Annotated in this window: 17 protein-coding genes and 1 pseudogene; 12 read left to right on the top strand and 6 right to left on the bottom strand. The window is 63.5% G+C overall.

All coding sequences use genetic code 11. The features are described 5' to 3' along the window. Window positions 1–42: 42 nt before the first annotated feature. Window positions 43–1,644 (bottom strand): malate dehydrogenase (quinone), encoded by a 1,602-nt coding sequence (mqo, locus tag CLU91_RS12805; protein WP_232730730.1) that lies wholly within the window; start codon window positions 1,642–1,644, stop codon window positions 43–45. Between the two features lie 440 nt (window positions 1,645–2,084). Here mqo and CLU91_RS12810 point away from each other — a divergent pair, with 440 nt between their 5' ends. The 4 genes from CLU91_RS12810 to CLU91_RS12825 are packed head-to-tail and all read left to right on the top strand — an operon-like array spanning window position 2,085 to window position 4,519. Beyond that, on the top strand, window positions 2,085–2,507 hold the full coding sequence (locus CLU91_RS12810; protein WP_035822173.1) for a DUF1841 family protein: 423 nt from the start codon (window positions 2,085–2,087) through the stop codon (window positions 2,505–2,507). 46 nt (window positions 2,508–2,553) lie between these two features. Then, window positions 2,554–3,672 carry a saccharopine dehydrogenase family protein gene (locus tag CLU91_RS12815; RefSeq protein WP_198521321.1) on the top strand — a complete coding sequence of 373 codons (1,119 nt, stop codon included), beginning with the start codon at window positions 2,554–2,556 and terminating at the stop codon, window positions 3,670–3,672. After that, window positions 3,669–4,139 (top strand): DUF2269 family protein, encoded by a 471-nt coding sequence (locus tag CLU91_RS12820; RefSeq protein ID WP_100874466.1) that lies wholly within the window; start codon window positions 3,669–3,671, stop codon window positions 4,137–4,139. Before CLU91_RS12815 ends, CLU91_RS12820 begins: the two co-directional genes overlap by 4 nt. Beyond that, complete coding sequence (locus CLU91_RS12825) at window positions 4,136–4,519, top strand: DoxX-like family protein (protein WP_100874467.1); 384 nt, start codon at window positions 4,136–4,138, stop codon at window positions 4,517–4,519. Before CLU91_RS12820 ends, CLU91_RS12825 begins: the two co-directional genes overlap by 4 nt. A 48-nt stretch (window positions 4,520–4,567) precedes the next feature. On the opposite strand, the gene CLU91_RS12830 is transcribed toward CLU91_RS12825, so the two are convergent. The 3 genes from CLU91_RS12830 to nirK are packed head-to-tail and all read right to left on the bottom strand — an operon-like array spanning window position 4,568 to window position 9,030. Further along, window positions 4,568–6,841: a nitric-oxide reductase large subunit gene (locus CLU91_RS12830; protein WP_100874468.1), complete on the bottom strand. Its 2,274-nt coding sequence runs from the start codon at window positions 6,839–6,841 to the stop codon at window positions 4,568–4,570. 14 nt (window positions 6,842–6,855) lie between these two features. Further along, the gene (gene ytfE / locus CLU91_RS12835) at window positions 6,856–7,533 is read right to left on the bottom strand and encodes an iron-sulfur cluster repair protein YtfE (RefSeq protein ID WP_100874469.1); all 678 of its coding nucleotides are present in this window, start codon (window positions 7,531–7,533) and stop codon (window positions 6,856–6,858) included. Window positions 7,534–7,563: 30 nt separating this feature from the next. Beyond that, entirely contained in the window at window positions 7,564–9,030 is a 1,467-nt protein-coding gene (gene nirK / locus CLU91_RS12840) for a copper-containing nitrite reductase (RefSeq protein WP_100874470.1), read from the bottom strand. A 150-nt stretch (window positions 9,031–9,180) separates the two neighbouring features. Between nirK and norR the strand changes: the two genes are divergently transcribed. Continuing rightward, entirely contained in the window at window positions 9,181–10,740 is a 1,560-nt protein-coding gene (gene norR, locus CLU91_RS12845; protein ID WP_100874471.1) for a nitric oxide reductase transcriptional regulator NorR, read from the top strand. 63 nt (window positions 10,741–10,803) lie between these two features. Here norR and CLU91_RS12850 read toward each other — a convergent pair whose 3' ends face one another. Further along, complete coding sequence (locus CLU91_RS12850) at window positions 10,804–11,145, bottom strand: c-type cytochrome (protein WP_100874472.1); 342 nt, start codon at window positions 11,143–11,145, stop codon at window positions 10,804–10,806. Between the two features lie 11 nt (window positions 11,146–11,156). Next, window positions 11,157–11,486, bottom strand: coding sequence for a c-type cytochrome (locus tag CLU91_RS12855; protein ID WP_046684254.1), 330 nt, complete (start codon window positions 11,484–11,486; stop codon window positions 11,157–11,159). Between the two features lie 233 nt (window positions 11,487–11,719). Between CLU91_RS12855 and CLU91_RS12860 the strand changes: the two genes are divergently transcribed. From CLU91_RS12860 to CLU91_RS28495, 7 genes and pseudogenes are all read left to right on the top strand, one after another. Further along, window positions 11,720–12,589, top strand: a complete 870-nt coding sequence (locus CLU91_RS12860) for an AAA family ATPase (protein ID WP_100874473.1) — start codon at window positions 11,720–11,722, stop codon at window positions 12,587–12,589. Between the two features lie 9 nt (window positions 12,590–12,598). Then, window positions 12,599–13,237: a GNAT family N-acetyltransferase gene (locus CLU91_RS12865; protein ID WP_100874474.1), complete on the top strand. Its 639-nt coding sequence runs from the start codon at window positions 12,599–12,601 to the stop codon at window positions 13,235–13,237. Then, window positions 13,231–14,400: a vWA domain-containing protein gene (locus tag CLU91_RS12870; RefSeq protein WP_100874475.1), complete on the top strand. Its 1,170-nt coding sequence runs from the start codon at window positions 13,231–13,233 to the stop codon at window positions 14,398–14,400. Before CLU91_RS12865 ends, CLU91_RS12870 begins: the two co-directional genes overlap by 7 nt. Before the next feature lie 313 nt (window positions 14,401–14,713). After that, window positions 14,714–15,901 (top strand): cation:proton antiporter, encoded by a 1,188-nt coding sequence (locus CLU91_RS12875; protein WP_198521322.1) that lies wholly within the window; start codon window positions 14,714–14,716, stop codon window positions 15,899–15,901. Beyond that, window positions 15,902–17,032, top strand: a complete 1,131-nt coding sequence (locus CLU91_RS12880) for a YbdK family carboxylate-amine ligase (protein WP_100874477.1) — start codon at window positions 15,902–15,904, stop codon at window positions 17,030–17,032. A gap of 275 nt (window positions 17,033–17,307) precedes the next feature. After that, a pseudogene (locus CLU91_RS28490) lies at window positions 17,308–17,790 on the top strand (sigma-70 family RNA polymerase sigma factor); the annotation flags it as partial. Window positions 17,791–17,979: 189 nt separating this feature from the next. Continuing rightward, window positions 17,980–18,624, top strand: coding sequence for a FecR domain-containing protein (locus CLU91_RS28495; RefSeq protein ID WP_232730924.1), 645 nt, complete (start codon window positions 17,980–17,982; stop codon window positions 18,622–18,624). Window positions 18,625–18,640: the final 16 nt, after the last annotated feature.

Here is an 18,640-nt window from a genome sequence, read left to right on the forward strand (position 1 = left end):
TTTTTTCATGCCGGCAGGAAATTCTCCTGCCGGTCTGCTGACTTAGTTTGCCGCAGGCGCCGGTGCCGGCGCTGGTGCCACATCCAGCGTGATCGCTTTCAGGCCCAGGATATTGCTGCTGTAGTGGCGAATCTTGTTGGCCAGGGCCGGATCGTTGTTCAGCTTTTGGCCGTACGACGGCACCATTTCCAGCATCTTCGCTTGCCATTCCGGCGTGGCCAGACGGCTCTTGAATGCCGTTTGCAGCACCTTGATCATGATCGGCGGCGCGGTCGAAGCGCCTGGCGAGGCGCCCAGCAGGGCAACGATGCTGCCATCGGCGGCGCCGACGACTTCCGTGCCGAACTGCAGCAAGCCGCCTTTGACCGGGTCATCCTTGACGATCTGCACGCGCTGGCCAGCGTTTTGCAAGGTCCAGTCTTCCATCTTGGCGTTCGGCAAATATTCGCGCAGGGTTTTCAAACGGTCTTCCGGCGTGTTCATGACCTGTTCCACCAGGTATTTGGTCAGCGGAATATTGTCGTAGCCAGCTTGCAGCATCGGTTTCACATTGCCCGTGCCGATAGAGGCAGGCAAGTCGATCCACGAACCGTTTTTCAGGAACTTGGTCGAGAAGGTGGCAAACGGGCCAAACAGCAGCGCTTTCTTGCCATCGATGATGCGCGTATCGAGATGCGGCACGGACATCGGCGGCGAACCGACGGATGCCTTGCCGTAGACCTTGGCCGCATGCGCCGCCACCAGTTCCGGATTCGTGGTGACCAGCCATTGGCCGCCCACCGGCACGCCGCCGTAGCCCTTGGCTTCCGGGATGCCCGATTTTTCCAGCAGCGGCAGCGAACCGCCGCCGGCGCCGATGAAGACGAACTTGGCGCGCACAATTTTTTCCTTGCCGGCGGCCAGGTCTTTTACCGTCACGTTCCACACGCCATCAGCGCCGCGCTGGATGTCTTCCACCTGGTGGCGCAGGTGCAGGACCATGCCATGGCTGTCCGTCAGATACTTCACGAGACCGCGCGTGAGGTTGCCGAAATTGACGTCGGTACCGATGTCCATGCGCGTCGCCGCCACTTTCTGGCCCTGGTCGCGCCCTTGCATGACGAGCGGCGCCCATTGCGCGATCTGCGCCTGGTCTTCCGAGAACAGCATGCCCTTGAACAGGTTTTCCTTTTGCAGCGCGGCATAGCGCTTCTTCAAAAAGGCAATATTGTCGTCACCCCAGACAAAGGCCATGTGCGGCACGTTGTTGATGAAGGTTTGCGGCGCGCCCAGGTGCTTGTTGGCGACCTGATAAGCCCAGAATTGCTTGGAAATTTCGAATTGCTCGTTGATGGCGACGGCTTTCTTGGTCTCGATGCTGCCATCGGCCGCTTCCGGCGTGTAGTTCAGTTCGGCAAACGCCGAGTGGCCCGTGCCTGCGTTGTTCATCGCGTCCGAACTTTCGGCGGCCACGGAATCGAGGCGTTCGACCATTTCCATCGTCAGCGACGGATCGAGTTCCTTGAGCATGCTGCCCAGGGTGGCGCTCATGGTGCCGGCGCCGATCAGCAGCACGTCGACCGGTTTTTCGGACGAGGCCGGAGGGGTCTTGTCACATGCCGCCAGGATCAGGCACGACATCAAAAGTAATAGCGATTTACGCATGGGTAACTCCGTTATGAATACTGAAGGATGATTCTTGCGCGCCACCGTGGCGGCACCATCGCTGTATGAAATGAAAACAGTTGGCCAGCCGGAACGCCAGGGCGGCCGGACAGCGCAATGTCGATGGTGATAGGCATGCTGCCGCGCTCCGGGATACGCCAGGAGCGAGATCTGGTGGCAAAGGTGCGGGCAATGGAAGCACGCAATGGCAACAAAATCGCCATCGTGTCCAGAGCAAATATCAAGAGCGGCGATTTTATCACCGTTATTTGGCGCCGCCTGACCGTGGCGGTAGTGGATAATACTTACTGCAGGGTATTAAATTGCGTTGACTATCGGCTCACGAAAGCGGGCGCCAGACGGCAAAAAGGGCATCGCCGATGCCCTTTTTTTATGTACGCGGTACAATGCCGGCTGCCCTTTAGCCATATCATCCAGCCATGTTCAACCCCTCTTCCGACGACGTGCGCCGCTTCTTTTGCGACACCTTGCGCAAGCACCGCGCCCATGACATCCTCACGCCGATGGAAGCCATCGCGCTCGACTGGATCCTCGAACATCCCGAGTATGAAAACGAGCTCTCCGATGTGGAAGCGGCGCTGGCGCGCGATTACTCCGTCGAAGGCGGGCAAGCCAATCCTTTCCTGCACCTGTCCATGCATCTGTCGATCACGGAACAAGTGCAGGTGGACCAGCCGCGCGGCATCCGCCCGGCCGTGCAGCAACTCACGCAGCGCCTCGATTCGGCCCATGCCGCCCAGCACGAAGTGATGGAATGCCTGGGCCAGATGATCTGGGCTTCGCAGCGCTCGGGCTTGCCGCCCGATACGGAAGCGTATATCGACTGCGTGCGGCGCCGCTGATCAGGTAGTATCATGTTGCCAAGAAACTCAGCCACTGAAGGATATCTTGGCCCATCACACCATTCTCGTACTCGGCGGTTACGGTTTTTTCGGCACGCGCATTTGCCAGGCGCTAGCTGGCAACCAGGATATCCATCTGCTGGTGGCCGGGCGCGACGCCGCCAGGGCCTGGGCACTGGCGGCGCAATTGGGCTTGCCGCCGCGGCACGCACTGGCGCTCGATGCCGAGGCACCTGATCTGGCGCGGCGCCTGACCGAACTGGGCGTCGATACGCTGATCCATACCGCCGGCCCGTTCCAGGGCCAGGATTACCGCGTCGCCCGTGCGGCGATCAAGGCCGGCGCCAACTATATCGACCTGGCCGACGGCCGCGATTTTGTCGCCGGCATCGCCAGCCTAGACGACCTGGCGCGCCAGCGCGGCGTGTTCATCACCAGCGGCGCCAGCTCGCTGCCAGCGCTGTCCTCGGCCGTGGTGGACCGCTACCTGCCGCGCTTTCGCCAGCTCACATCGATCCGCCACGGCATCGCCTCCGGCGCCCGCGCGCCGGGCATCGCCACCATGTCGGGCATCTTCTCGTACTGCGGCAAACCGTTCCAGCGCCTGGTTGCCGGCAGCCAGCAGACCACGCACGGCTGGCTCGACCTGAAGCGCCACCGTTTTGCCGCGCCCGTGGGACGGCGCTTGCTGGGCAGCTGTGACGTGCCAGACCTGGCGCTGTTCCCGCAACGCTATCCGAACCTCGACACCGTCACTTTTCACGCCGGTTTTGCCGGTGCGCCCGGCCATCTGTTCGTCTGGGCCGCCGCGCAACTGGTGCGCCTGGGCCTGTTGCGCAGCCTGCTGCCGCTGGTCAGGCCATTGCACGCCATCAGCCAATGGGTGGAACCGCTGGTCAGCGACAAAGGCGCGATGTTCGTGACGCTGCAAGGCACGGGACTCGATGGCCTGCCGTTGACGCTGACCTGGCAATTGCTGGCGGCGCAAAACCACGGTCCGCATATCCCGTGCGGCGCGTCGATCGCGCTGGCGAACCGGTTGGCCAGCGCCAGCAGCGGTGGCGCGCCGCTACCGCACGGCGCGATGCCCTGCGTCGGCCTGCTCACGGTGGAAAATTACCTGGCCGCGCTGCAAGACCATGATGTGACCGAGGTACCGGCATGAGCTGGTACCTGTTCGTCAAATGGCTGCACATCCTCAGCGCCACCATCCTGTTTGGCACCGGCATCGGCATCGCTTTCTTCAAGTGGATCAACGACCGGCGCGGCGAGGTGCGTGCGATCCGCCTGTCGGCCGAAAAGACCGTGCTGGCCGACTGGCTGTTCACCACGCCGGCCGTCATTATCCAGCCGCTGTCCGGACTGGCCCTGGCGCACCTGGCCGGCTATCCGATCCTGTCCGGCTGGATCCTCGCCTCGATGCTGCTGTATGCGCTGGCCGGCGCCTGCTGGCTACCCGTGGTATGGCTGCAGATCCGCATGCGCAGCCTGGCCCGCCTGGCTGACGACACGGGCACACCGCTGCCGCGCCTGTACTGGTTCTATGCGCGCTGCTGGTTCTGGCTCGGCGTGCCCGCATTTGCCGCGCTCATGCTGGTCTACTGGCTGATGGTTGCCAAGCCCGCGCCATGACGCCAGCCAAGCTGCAAGGGCTGTACTGGGCCATGCGCCTCGGCATGGCCTTTATCTGGCTATGGACGGCGTTTGTGTCCTGGTATTTGTATCCGCATGCCGAATCGCTCGCATGGCTGCGCCGCAGCGGCATCACGGTGTATACGGAACACGTGTTTGCCGCCTCCTGCCTGGCCGACCTGGCCATGGGCATCGCCACGCTGTTCCATGCCAGGCCGTTGCTATGGTGGACGCAGTGCGCGCTGGTGGCCGGCTATACACTGGTGATCGCCGTCTTCCTGCCGGAATTCCTGATACACCCTTTCGGGCCGCTAACGAAAAATATCCCGCTGGTCGCCGGCCTCGTCTTCCTGGCCCTATATGAAAAAAGCCGTGGCTAGCACGGCTTCGGGAGATCGACCAACAACACTCGGCGGCGCAGCAAGCGATCAGGCTGGCCGTACCGCCTGTGGCAGCGCGGGTGCCTTCGCCTTGCCCAGCAACCCCAGCACCACCTGCAGCGCCATGGCAATGGCGCCGACGATGAACACCACGTCGCCGAAGGTACGCACCCAGCGCAGGTTCTGCAACAGCGGCTGCTGCATAAATGCCTCGCTACGCGCATACCACAGGCCTTCCGTCACGCTGGCGTGGAACTGGATGATGCCAATCGGCAGCAAGCTGGTAAAGAGCATCAGCACCAGGCCCGCGTTCAGGCCCCAAAACGCCGTCTTCATCAACGCCGGGCTGAAGCGGTAATCGGGCCGCAAATAGCGCAGCACCAGCAAGGTAAAGCCCAGCGCCAGGAAACCGTACACGCCGAACAGCGCCGCATGCGCATGCGTCGCGGTGGTGTTGAGTCCCTGGATGTAATACAGCGCCACGGGCGGGTTGATCATGAAGCCGAAGACACCGGCGCCCAGCATGTTCCAGAAGGCGACGGCGACAAAGCACATCATCGGCCAGCGCAACTGCTCCATCCACGGCGCGCGCGCTTTCAGGCGCCAGTTCTCCCAGGCCTCGTGGCCCAGCACGATCAGCGGCACCACTTCGAGCGCGCTGAAACTGGCGCCGATGGCCATCACGGGCGTGGTGGTGCCGGCAAAGTACAGATGGTGGAAGGTGCCGGGTATGCCGCCCAGCATGAACAGCGAGGCCGACGCCAGGCTGGCCGTCGTGGCCATGCGCACCGACACCAGGCCCAGAGTCGAGAAGATGAAGGCCAGCGCCGTCGTGGCGAATACTTCAAAGAAGCCTTCCACCCACAGATGCACCACCCACCAGCGCCAGTATTCCATCACCGACAGGTGCGTGCGTTCGCCGTAGAACAGGCCGGCGCCGTAGAACAGGCCGATGGCGCCGACGGACGCGGTCAGCAGCGCCAGCAGATTCCTGTCGCCGCCCGGCTGGCGCAGGGCCGGCACGACGCCGCGCAGCATCAGCACGAGCCACAGCAAGATGCCGACGAATTTGCCGATCTGCCACAAGCGTCCCAGGTCCACATATTCATAGCCCTGGTGGCCGAGCCAGAAATTCCACTCGGGCGGCATCACTTGCGCGATGGCCAGGTAGTTGCCGATAAACGAGCCGACGACGACGGCGACCAAGGCCCAGAACAGCACGTCGACACCAAGGCGCTGCCACTTCGGATCCTTGCCGCCGTTGATCAGGGGCGCGAGGAACAGGCCGGCGGCCAGGAAGCCCGTGGCGATCCAGAACAGCGCGGCCTGGATATGCCAGGTGCGCGTGAGCGCATACGGGAACCAGCGCGACACGTCGATGCCGTAGAACTGCTGTCCTTCCACCGTGTAGTGCGCCGTAAAGCCGCCGATGAAGACCTGGAAGATGAACAGCGCCACCACCAGGAACAGATATTTCCCCAGTCCCCGCTGCGAGGGCGTGAGCGCAAACGTCGTCAAGGGATCGCGCGCGCCGGGCGTCGGCAGCGCTTCATCATGGTCGCGCAAAAAGGCCCAGCCCCAGACGAGGAAGCCCACGCCGGCCAGCAGCACCACCACGCTGGCAACGGACCAGACGAGGTTTTCGCCGCTGGGCTGGTTGCCGATCAGCGGTTCGTGCGGCCAGTTGTTCGTATAGGTCACTTTCTGGCCCGGACGCTCGGTGGCGGCGGCCCACGCCGTCCAGAAGAAGAACTGCGTCATCTGCGCGCGCCGCTCGGCGCTGGGCAGGGTGTTTTCCTTCATGGCGAAATGCTCGCGGCTTTTTTGCAGCGCCGGTGCGTCGGAGAACAGCTGGTCGTAATAGTGCGCCGTGTTGGCAATGGCTTGCACGCGGCGCGCCGACAGGCGCAGTACTTGTTCTTCATCGACCCGGTTGGCGCGGTATTCCATCTTGAGCGCTTCGCGCAGCGCCGCCTGCGCGGGGCCGTCGAGCGCCGCGTAGGCCTTGCCATGCTGCTCTTGCGCGGCCAGTTCCAGCCAGGCCGTCAATTCGCGGTGCAGCCAGTCGGCCGTCCAGTCGGGCGCCTGGTAGGCGCCGTGGCCCCAGATGGAACCGAGCTGCATGCCGCCCACCGATTGCCAGGCCGTCTGGCCGTCGAGGATGCCCTCGCGGTCGAACAGCTGCCGGCCATCTTGCGCCAGCACTTGTGCGGGAATCGGCGGCGCTTGCCGGTACACTTCCGTGCCGTAGTAGCCGAGCAGCGAAAACGTCACGATCAGTACACCGATCAGGGTGAACCAGAGTTTTTTATAGGGACCCATGGGTCTTTCCTTTGTCAGTGCACCACGGCCGGCGCAAAGCGCTCGAACAGGATATTGTTTTCAGTATGGATATGCGCCATCAGATCCTCGCGGAAGGTGCGCAAGCCCGTGTACAGCGCGCGCCAGGTGGTGCAGGCGCCGGCCGGCGCAGTGATGTCGTTCGTCATCGCCTCCATCGCGCGCAGGGCCACGCCATGGTCGTCGTGCTCCATGCGCATCACGTTGATGGGCGCGCCGGCGCGCGGGCCCTGGCCGCGCACGATCATGGGGAACAGCACGTCCTCTTCCTTGCGCATATGGCTTTCCAGCTCCTGCGCCATGGCCGACAGGTGTTCCGCCAGCCCGTGCGGACAGTCGGCGCGGTCGCCATGCACCTGCTCGACCTTGCGGGCCAGGCGTATCAGCTCGGGCAGCTGCTCGCGGTGCACGGCGTGGTAGCGCGCCAAAATATGTTCCACCAGCTCGGTGGCCGATGCTTCCTGCCAGTCACGCTCGCCGCTGGCGTCAGTCCGTCCTGCCAGCACTTGCAGTTCCTTGACGATGGGCGCCGTGTCCACGCCGGCCGCTTCGGCCGCCGCGCGCAGGGTCTTGTTGCCGCCGCAGCAGAAATCCAGGCGGTGCGCATCGAACAGGCGCGTGGCGCCAGGGATGCGGCGGGCCAGCTGGCCCAGGGATTGTTCGATCAGTTCCATAGATGCTCCTTGATGATGAATGTGGTGGTGTTATTGAACGGCGCCAGCGTGATACACGCCGGGCACGGGGTCGCCGGTCACTTCCAGCACGCCCACGGCGCCCTTGCCGGCGCGCGACAGCGCATGGTCGACCAGCAGATAGCTGCCAGGGTGCTGTACCTTGAGTTCGACGATGGTCGCGCCGCCCGGTGCCACCAAGGTGGTCTGCACGTCGTGTTTCGGGCTGCTGATCGAGCCTTCGCTGTACACCTTGTCGAAGATCTCGCCGATGATGTGGAACGATGAAATCTTGTTCGGGCCACCCACGCCAAAATAGATGCGCACCGTCTCGCCGACTTTCGCCTGCAGTTTGTGCGTCTTGCTCAGGGCGCCTACTTCGCCATTGAAGACGTAGTAATCGGGCAGCTCATTGGCCATTTTTTCCAGGTTCGCTTCCTGGTGCACGGGCGCGCCGTGCGGCCGGCCCGTGTACATCTCGCCCTGCATCACGTAATACTCGCGGTCGACTTTCGACAGGCCGCCTTCCGGTTCGACCAGGATCATGCCGTACATGCCGGCCGCGATATGCTGTGGCACCAGCGGCGTGGCGCAGTGGTACACGAACAGGCCCGGATTGAGTGCTTTGAAGGTGACGGTTTTTTCCTGGCCCGGCGCCACCTGCGTGTGCTGTCCGCCGCCATGGCCGCCTGTCACGGCGTGCAGGTCGATCGAGTGGATCATCTTGCTGTCCTTGGCGTTGAACAGGGTCAGTTCAACCGTGTCGCCCACCTTCGCGCGCAGCATCGGGCCGGGCACTTGCCGGTTGAAGGTCCAGTAGGTAAAAGTGGTGCCGTCATCGAGCTTGCCCGGCAATTCCACCGTCTCCATGCGGTATTTCAGGGTTTGCGGCGCGCGCGCGCCGATGGCCGCCGGTACCTGCGCCGGGTTGGCCGCCACGTTGACGGCCGAGGGATCGGGGCCACGCATCGGCGACGGTGCGGGCGTGTACAGGGCCAGCGCGGCGGCCTGGCTCGATTCGCTGGCAGCCTTCGGCGCCGCCGTCTCGGCCAGCGACGTGCCGGTCACTTCCAGCTTGCCTTCCATGCCGATCTGGCGGTGGCCGGGGATCGAGCAGTAATAGGTGAACGTGCCGGCGCGCGTGACCTTGAAGCGCACGGTGGTGCTGCCGCTATTGGCGCTGAATTTACTTGAGGCCACGTTGAGTTCCGGGATCAGCAGATCGTGCTCGGCGCCTTCGCCGCTTTTCAGCACCAGTTCCACCGTGTCGCCCACCTTGGCCGCCAGCACGGGGTTGACCTGTCCCTTGGCGTCGATGAACACCATCTTGCCGTCGACGATATTGGTTTGCAGTTCATAGCGCTTGACCGCGGCGGCGGCCGAGGGTTGGCTGACTGCGGCGGCGCTGGCCGGCAGGCTCGCCTGGGCTTGCACGGACAGGGGCATGGCCAGGACACAGACGGCGGCGGCAATGGCGCGGAGGGAGGGAGTCGTTTTCATCAAGCTTTCCTTGGTCTTGTATGCCGGTTCGGCACCCTTACCTAGGCAATCCGTGTGCCAGGAAAAACTTGTTTTAAATCAACGATTTGAAAAATGCAGGGTCGGTATGACCCTGTTTAAGTGTGGTTCGTTGTACCCTGAATGGTACTTATGACCACCACCGCCATCCACCTGCTGTTACTCACCGACCTGGTCGCCGACCTGCCCGTGGCCGTGCGCCTGCAGCGCCTGGTGGGCAGCCTGCGCGCGCACTTCGGCTGCGAGGCCGTGGCCTTGCTGAAAATCGATGGCGAGCACCTGCACCCCGTGGCGATGGCCGGCCTGGCCAGCGATGCGCTGGGACGCCGCTTCGCCGTTGCCGACCATCCGCGCCTGGCCGCCATCCTGCAGCGGCGCGGCGTGCTGTGCTTCCATCACGACAGCTCCCTGCCCGATCCCTACGATGGCCTGATCGCCGAGCGGGCCGGCGAGCCGCTGCCCGTGCACGACTGCATGGGCATGGCGCTGGACCTGGAAGGCGAACGCTGGGGCGTGATCACGCTCGACGCGCTGCAGGTGGGCACCTTCGACGCGCGGGCGCAGCGCGACCTGGGCGAGCTGGCCTGCGCCATCGAGGCGGCCGTGCGCGTGACCCGCCTGGAGACGGAAATCCGCGCCCTGCGCCTGTCGGGCGGCGCCATGCTGGCCGATGCGCAGGCGCCGCGCGAGGAACATGACTTCGTCGGCCAGAGCAGCGCCATCACGCAGCTGCTGCACGAATTACAGGTGGTCGCCGATTCCGAACTGCCCGTGCTGCTGCTGGGAGAAACGGGCGTGGGCAAGGAACTGTGCGCGCACCGCTTGCACCGCCTGTCGCGCCGCGCGGGCAAGCCCCTGATCCACGTCAATTGCGCGGCCTTGCCCGAGTCCCTGGCCGAAAGCGAATTGTTCGGCCATGTGCGCGGTGCGTTTTCCGGCGCCGTCAGCGACCGGCCTGGCCGATTTGAGGCGGCCGAAGGGGGCACGCTGTTTCTCGATGAAGTGGGGGAATTGCCATTGTCGATACAAGCCAAGCTGCTGCGCACCTTGCAAAATGGCGAAATCCAGCGCCTGGGCGCGGACCGGCCGCGCCGGGTCAACGTGCGCGTGATCGCCGCCACCAACCGCAGCCTGCGCGAGCATGTGCGCGACGGCACGTTCCGCGCCGACCTGTATCACCGTTTATCCGTGTATCCCGTGCCGATTCCGCCGCTGCGCGAGCGGGGCAATGACGTGCTGCTGCTGGCCGGTGGTTTCCTGGAACTGAACCGCGCGCGCCTGGGCCTGCGCAGCCTGCGCCTGTCCGCCGCGGCGGAAAACGCGCTCTGCCACTACCGCTGGCCGGGCAACGTGCGCGAACTGGAACATGTGATCAGCCGGGCCGCGCTGAAAGCGGTGATCCGCGGCGCGAACCGCAAGGACATCGTGACCCTGGAAACGGATATGCTCGACCTCGATGCGCTGGAAGCGCCGGCCGGCACGGACGCGCTGCCGCCAGTGCCAGGCGCGTGCGGCACGCCGGCGGCACCGCCGCTGTCCATGCATCAGATCGTGGAAGCGAGCCAGCGCCAGGCCATCCGGCAAGCGCTGGCCCTGCATCAGGATAACTGGGCCGCTGCGGCGCGCCAGCTGGGACTCGACGCCAGCAATTTGCATAAGCTGGCGCGCCGCGTCGGACTGAAGAACACCTAACCAAACCTACTGCGCGTCGGTTTTGTCAGGTGTCAGAACAACCAATCAATCCGGCGCTATAACTCAGCGGTGGGTCACCAGGGTGGTCGGCAGGCTGTGGAAGTAGGCGGCCAGGTCCTTGATGTCCTGGTTGCTCAGCGCTTTCACCTGGCCCGTCATGATGGCGTTGTTGCGGCCATTGGCCTTGTCGCCCCGCTTATACGCGGTCAAGGCGTGTTCCAGGTAATCCTTGTGCTGGCCCGCCAGTTTCGGGTACGACGGGTCGCTGGGCGAGCCGTAATCCTTGCCGTGGCAGTTGGCACAGCTGTATTTTTCGGCCAGGGCTTTACCGGTATTGATATTGCCGGCGGCGCTGGCGGAAAACGAGACGGTGGCGCAAACGAAGGCGGCGAGTAGTGTTTTCATCTGGCTGATCCTCAGTTCGGCTTGGCTTGTTGCGCATAATACGCGGCGACATCGGCGATATCCTGGTCCGACAGGCTGCTGGCGATACCCTTCATGCTGGGGTGCTTGCGATCGCCCTTCTTGTAGGCTTGCAGCGCATTTTCGATATATTTTGCCGGCTGGCCGCCGATCATCGGCACCTGGAACACTTCAGGGAAGGTCGCCTTGTAACCGGGGATGCCGTGGCAACCGATACACATTTCCACCTTGGCAGGGGCTGCCTTGGCGTTTCCTACAATGTCAGCCGCTGTGACGGCATTTGCTATGCCGGCAAGCACGAGAAGTGCAAATATTTTTTTCATAGTGGCAATGTGAACAAAGGTAATCGGAGAAACGCCAGAGCTGGTTTTTTTTGATTTTATGTGTTGACAATTAAGGTTGCCAATTAATCTGCTGCTTGCCGATTCTAGCCAAGATATTCTTGCAAGTCCACCTATAAAACCCGCATTGTAGGCGGGCAGGCACAGCCCGTCCGCGTGACGCCGGGCCGCAGTTCTGTTTATACTCACCGTTTCCCCACTTTGGCAGACCGCTCATGCAAGCACCGCACACCCAGCAAGGCCAACGCTTCGAAGGTTCCGACAGCTATGTCGCCACCGCCGACCTGAAACTGGCCGTGAATGCGGCGCTGACCCTGCAGCGTCCGCTGCTGATCAAGGGTGAACCGGGCACGGGCAAGACCATGCTGGCCGAGGAAGTGGCGGCCGCGCTGAACATGCCGCTGATGCAATGGCATATCAAATCGACCACCAAGGCGCAGCAGGGCCTGTACGAATACGACGCCGTGTCGCGCCTGCGCGATTCACAGCTGGGCGACGAGCGCGTGCGCGACATCCAGAACTACATCGTCAAGGGCGTGCTGTGGCAGGCCTTCACGGCGCCCGAACCGGTGGTGCTGCTGATCGACGAGATCGACAAGGCCGACATCGAATTCCCGAACGACCTGCTGCGCGAACTCGACCGCATGGAATTCTATGTGTATGAAACGCGCGAAATGGTCACGGCGCGCCACCGTCCGCTCGTCATCATCACCTCGAACAACGAGAAGGAATTGCCGGACGCCTTCTTGCGCCGCTGCTTCTTCCATTACATCAAATTCCCGGACAAGGACACGATGGAGCAGATCGTCGCCGTCCACTACCCGCACCTGAAACAGGAATTGCTGGCGCAGGCGCTGCAAACCTTCTATGAAGTGCGCGACGTGCCGGGCCTGAAGAAAAAACCGTCGACATCGGAATTTCTCGACTGGCTCAAGCTCCTGCTGGCCGAAGACATCCCGGTCGAAGCGCTGCGCAGCAAGGACAGCAAGGCCGTCGTGCCGCCACTGCACGGCGCGCTGCTGAAAAACGAGCAGGACGTGCACCTGTTCGAGCGCCTGATGTTCATGTCGCGCACCAACCGCTAAGGAGCGCCGGTGAACGACATCAGCCCCGACAAAGTCTTCGTCCCCCTGGAACTGCACGGCATCCGTCTCGAAGCGCTGGCGCCGCACCATGCAGCCGGCTTGCGCGCGGCGGCCATGGATGGCGAACTGTGGAATCTGCGCGTCACTTCCGTGCCCGAGCCGGAGCAGGTGGACCAGTACATTTTCAAGGGCATCGAGATGCGCCCCACGCGCTTCGCCTTTGCCGTCATCGATGTGGCCAGTGGCGAGGTGCTGGGCACCACCAGCTACCACGACGTGGTGCCGGAGGTAAAACGCCTGGAAATCGGCTACACCTGGTATGCGCAGCGCTGCCAGCGCAGCCACGTCAACACTACCTGCAAATTGCTGCTGCTGACGCACGCCTTCGACACGCTCGGCTGCGCGCTGGTGGGCCTGCGCACCGATAATTTCAACCACGCCTCGCAGGCGGCCATCGAACGCCTGGGCGCGAAAAAGGATGGCGTGCTGCGCCACCATGCACTGCGCCGCGACGGCACCGTGCGCGACACGGTCATGTACAGCATCACGCGCGGCGAATGGCCGGAAATTGCCGCCCATTTGCGCTACAAGCTGGCGCAGCGCCCCATCGCCGCGCTGCCCCGCGCGGGGGAACCCGCGCCATGCTGATCGACTTCTTCTTCACGCTCAAGGATGCGAAGATTCCCGTCTCGATCAAGGAATTTCTGACCCTTCTTGAGGCGCTGCAAAAGAACGTCATCGGCGCCTCGATGGACGATTTCTATTATCTTTCGCGCCTGACCCTGGTCAAGGATGAAGCGCATTTCGACAAGTTCGACCGCGCGTTTGCGCAGTACTTCAAGGGCGTCAACGCGGCCTTCGACACGAACGCGGCGATACCGCTCGACTGGCTGCTGAAACGCATGCAGCGCGAACTGTCCGACGAGCAGAAGGCGCAGCTGGAAAAATTCGGCTACGACAAGCTGATGGACCGCCTCAATGAACTGCTGAAGGAACAGAAGGAGCGCCACGAGGGCGGCAGCAAGTGGATCGGCACGGGTGGCACATCGCCGTTCGGCAATGGCGGCACGAATCCGGAAGGCATCCGCATCGGCGGCACGGGCGGCAACCGCACGGCCGTGAAAGTGTGGGAAGCGCGCAGCTACAAGGATTACGACGGCGAGCGCGAACTGGGCACGCGCAACATCAAGGTGGCCTTGCGCCGCCTGCGCAAATTCGCACGCGAAGGCGCGGAAGACGAACTGGCGCTGGACGCCACCATCGCCGCCACGGCCAACAACGCCGGTTATCTCGACATCAGGATGCGGCCCGAGCGCAAGAACCGCATCAAGGTGCTGATGCTGTTCGACGTGGGCGGCAGCATGGACGACCATATCGAGCGCACCGAGGAACTGTTTTCGGCGGCGAAGACGGAATTCAAGAACATGGAGTTCTTTTACTTCCATAACTGTGTCTACGACTATTTGTGGAAGAACAACCGGCGCCGCAACGCCGAACGTTTTCCCACCTGGGACGTGCTGCGCAAATACCCGCCCGACACCAAGCTGATTTTCGTCGGCGACGCCACCATGAGCCCCTATGAAATCCTGCAGCCGGGCGGCAGCGTCGAATACAACAACGAGGAAGCGGGATCGACGTGGCTGGCGCGCTTTACCCAGGCGTTCCCGAAATTCATCTGGCTCAATCCCGAGGCGGAGGGATTGTGGCAGTACCGCCAGTCGATCGGCGTGATGCGGCAATTGATGAACAACCGCATGTTCCCCCTGTCGATCGACGGGCTGGAACGGGGCATGCGTCTGCTTAGTAAATAAAAGCACGCAACAAAAAGTCCATGGCGGCTGGCCGCCGCCATGTCGTACACTGCGGTACGAAACTACCGTGCGGAGCATCTCCGCTGCGGGCGGGTACCATACGCTGACACCAGCCCTGCCCCATTCTGCTGCATCCTGTGCGCGGCCGCCATGGCCGCGACACTGTTCGATTGCGCACATCGTGCGCGCCGTCTGCTCCGGTAGAATCGGCGTATCGCTCTGCGCAAACCATGCACCATCGCTGCACCACGACCTTGCCGCGCCAGCCTCCGTGCTGCCGGCCGGTGCCAGCGCCATTTTCAAAGGAATGAGCATGCAAAGTCTGATCTCGATCGCCGCCGACCTGTCCTGGCCGTTCGCCATCACCCTGGCCTGGGTGGTGGGCGAATTCGGTCACCGCTGGACGGGCCTGCCGCGCATCAGTTTTTACGGCGTGATCGGTTTCGTCCTCGCGCAAACGCAGGTAGGCGTGCTGCCGCAGACGGACGCCGGCCCCATGCTGGTGCTGGCCGACGTGGCCTTCGGCCTGATCCTGTTCGAGGTCGGCTACCGCATCAACCTGCGCTGGCTGAAGAACAACCCGTGGATCGCCGTCACGGGCCTGGTCGAATCCCTGCTGACCTTTGCCGTCGTCTACTTCATCGGCATCGAATTCGGCAGCACCTCGATGACGGCGCTGCTGCTGGCATCACTGGCCATGTCCACCTCGCCAGCCACCATCATGCGCGTCATCAACGAGGAACGCAGCTCGGGCCAGGTCACGGAACGCATCGTCCACCTCACGGCCTTGAATTGCGTGCTGGCCGTCTTCACGTTCAACATCATCGTCGGCTTCTGGATGTTCCAGAGCTCCACAGATTTGATCGAGGCGAGCAGCAGCAGCGCCGCCGTGCTGGCCGCCTCGGTGGCCGCCGGTACCGTCTTCGGCATCGTCGTGCCGGCCATGCTGCGCCGCCTGGGCAACATGGCGCAGGACGCCACCGTGGCGTTCGCGCTGTCGGTGATGCTGCTCGTGGCCCTGACCTACACCACCAGCCTGTCGCCGCTCTTGGCCACGCTCACGTTCGGCCTGGTGGCACGCCACCGCCGTGTCGCCTTCAGCCAGGCGCAGCGTAATTTCGGCGCCATGGGCGAGCTGCTGACGGTGCTGCTGTTCGTGTATGCCGCCTCGACCCTGGAATGGGCCAGCGTGACGGCCGGCGCGGGCCTGGCCTTGGCCGTCGTCGGCGGACGCTTGCTGACGAAAGTCGCCGGCGTGGCCGCGTTCTCGCACGTCAGCGGCATTTCCTGGCGCAAGGGCGTGCTGACGGGCGTGGCACTGACGCCCGTCTCCGTCTTCATCATCCTGCTGCTCGAACACGCGCGCCAGCACGGCGTGAACTTCGGCGACGAATTGAACGCCCTGGCCGCCATCACCCTGGGCCTGGAACTGGTCGGCCCGGTGCTGGTGCAGCGCGTGCTGATGCTGGCCAAAGAAACCCACGAAATCAAGGAGCGCTAAATGCCGCTGGAACCCTTTGGCCAATCGGCCGCGCTGACCTTCGGCGTCGAACTCGAACTGCAACTGGTGAACCTGTCGGACTATGACTTGACGGCCGCCAGCCCAGACCTGCTGCATCTGCTGAATAAAAAACCGTTCCCCGGCAACGTCACGCCGGAAATCACCGAGAGCATGATCGAGATTAACTCGAGCGTGCACACGCATCACGGTCCCCTGCTGGAGCAATTGCAGGAAATCCGCGACACCTTGATCACGGCCGGCGACAAGCTCAATATCGGCATCGCCGGCGGCGGCACGCACCCGTTCCAGCAATGGTCGTCGCAAAAGATCTTTTCCAAGCCCCGCTTCCAGGAGATTTCGGAACTGTACGGCTACCTGGCCAAGCAATTCACCATCTTCGGCCAGCACGTGCACATCGGCTGCGCCTCGGGCGACGACGCCATGTTCCTGCTGCATTCGCTGAACCGCTACATCCCCCACTTCATCGCCCTGTCAGCGTCGTCCCCCTATGTGCAGGGGCGCGATACCCTGTTCGATTCGGCCCGCCTGAATTCCGTGTTCGCGTTTCCCATGAGCGGGCGCGCGCCGTTCACCTTGAGCTGGGAGCAGTTCTCCAACGAGTACTTCGCCAAGATGGAGAACACGGGCATCATCAAGAGCATGAAGGATTTTTACTGGGATATCCGCCCCAAGCCGGAATTCGGCACCATCGAACTGCGCGTGTGCGACACGCCACTGACGGTGGAGCGGGCCGCCGCGCTGGCCGCCTACCTGCAGGCGCTGTGCCGCTACCTGCTCGAACGCCGCGAAACCCCGCCGGTGGAAGACGATTACCTCGTGTATAACTACAACCGCTTCCAGGCTTGCCGCTTCGGCCTCGATGGCGCCATCACGCATCCGAAAACCTACGAAACGATGTCGCTGCGCGAAGACATCATGACGACGCTGCGCAAGATGGAACCGCACGCCGAGGCGCTGGGCAGCACGCCGGCCCTGAAGCACCTGTCGGACGTGGCCAAGCAATGGAGCGACGCGCAATACCTGCGCAAGCAGCGCAATGTGCAGGGCAGCGCCGAAGGCATGGTCGATTCGGCGATCCGCTGCTTCCGGGGCGAACCGATGAACTATTGAGGATGCCTGGCCAAACCTGCTGCGCGTCGGTATAGGCGGCCTGCGATGCTCACCGTACCTTCGTACGGTTGCGCTTCTTAGCCACCTCTCCCTTCCGCTCGCGACGGTTTTGCCAGTCATCGTGATTTTTACCCCAACAACGCAACCCAAAAAACCACACCCCGCCTGCCCGTCATTTACAGCCACCTCCCCCGCTTGTTACAATAAGTGAGAATGATTCTTATTATTGTTTAAAAACACCAGCCCACCCGGGCGGGTCATGCAAGGGGAACGCGATGCCGCTGGCAGAGCCGCTACAACGCCAGGACATCGCGACACTGTATGCCGACCACCACGGCTGGCTGCAGGGCTGGCTGCGCAAGAAACTCGGCAGCACGGCCAGCGCGGCCGATGTGGCGCAGGATACCTTCATGCGCCTGCTCGACCGCGAAGACGCCGTCGCCGCGCGCGAACCGCGCGCCTTTCTCGCCACCGTCGCGCAGCGTGTGCTGTTCAACCATTACCGCCGCCAGAAACTGGAACAGGCGTATTTCGACGTGCTGGCGCAGCTGCCGCCCCTGCATGCGCCATCACCCGAGGAACGGGCGCTGCTGCTGGCCACCGTGTCTGAACTGGACCGCATGCTCGACGGCTTGCCGCCCCCCGTCAAGCGGGCTTTCTTGCTACGCCAGCTCGACGAGCTGCCGCAGGAAGATATCGCGCGCCAGCTCGGCATCTCGCTGGCGACGGTAAAACGCCATCTGCAGCGCGCCGGCAGCGCCACGCAGGCGTGGCAGCAGCTGCAAATGCAGCATGAACATCTGCCGCCTGCGGCGCACGCGAGCCTGCTGCGCGCCTGCGTGCAAGCGAATGCGCCGCGCCGCCATGCCGTCAAGACGCTGGTCCTGCTGCTGGCCTGCGGCGCCTCGCTGCATGCGTTCGAACGCCGCAGCCCATGGCGCGGCTGGATGGCCGACTACCGCACGGCCGTCAACCAGCGCCGCGTCGTGACCCTCGCTGACGGCACGCAGCTCACGCTCAACACCAGCAGCGCCGTCAATATCGTTTACGACGGCGCACAGCGCCGCATTCAACTGCTGGCCGGCGAGATCTTCATCGCCACCGGCAAGGATGCGGTACAACGGCCCTTCTTCGTCGACACGCCGCACGGCAGCCTGCAGGCGCTGGGCACGCGCTTCACCGTGCGCCTGCACGAAGGCTATGCCAGCGCCGGCGTGCTCGAAGGCGCCGTCGCCGTGCTGGCCGGCGATGGCGCACAGCGCCTGGTGCTGCGTCCCGGCGAAGGCGCCCATTTCGACGGCACGGGCGCGCACCGCCAGGCACTGGCGCCGTATGGCGGCGCGTGGCTCAATGGCATGCTGGTGGCGCGCGACATGCGCCTGGCCGATTTCCTCGCCGAGCTGTCGCGCTACAGCGACCCTCCGCTGGGCTGTACGCCCGCCGTCGCCAGCCTGCGCGTGTCCGGTTCCTACCCGCTGACCGATGTCGGCGCCATCCTCGACGCCGTCAGCGCCAGCCTGCAACTGCGGCGCAATACCGTCACGCGCTTCTGGGGGCATCAGGTGGTGCGCATCGACCTGGCGGCCCACTGAAAAATATTTTCTGCAA

Source organism: Janthinobacterium sp. 64, from assembly GCF_002813325.1.
Classification (GTDB): Bacteria; Pseudomonadota; Gammaproteobacteria; order Burkholderiales; family Burkholderiaceae_D; genus Janthinobacterium.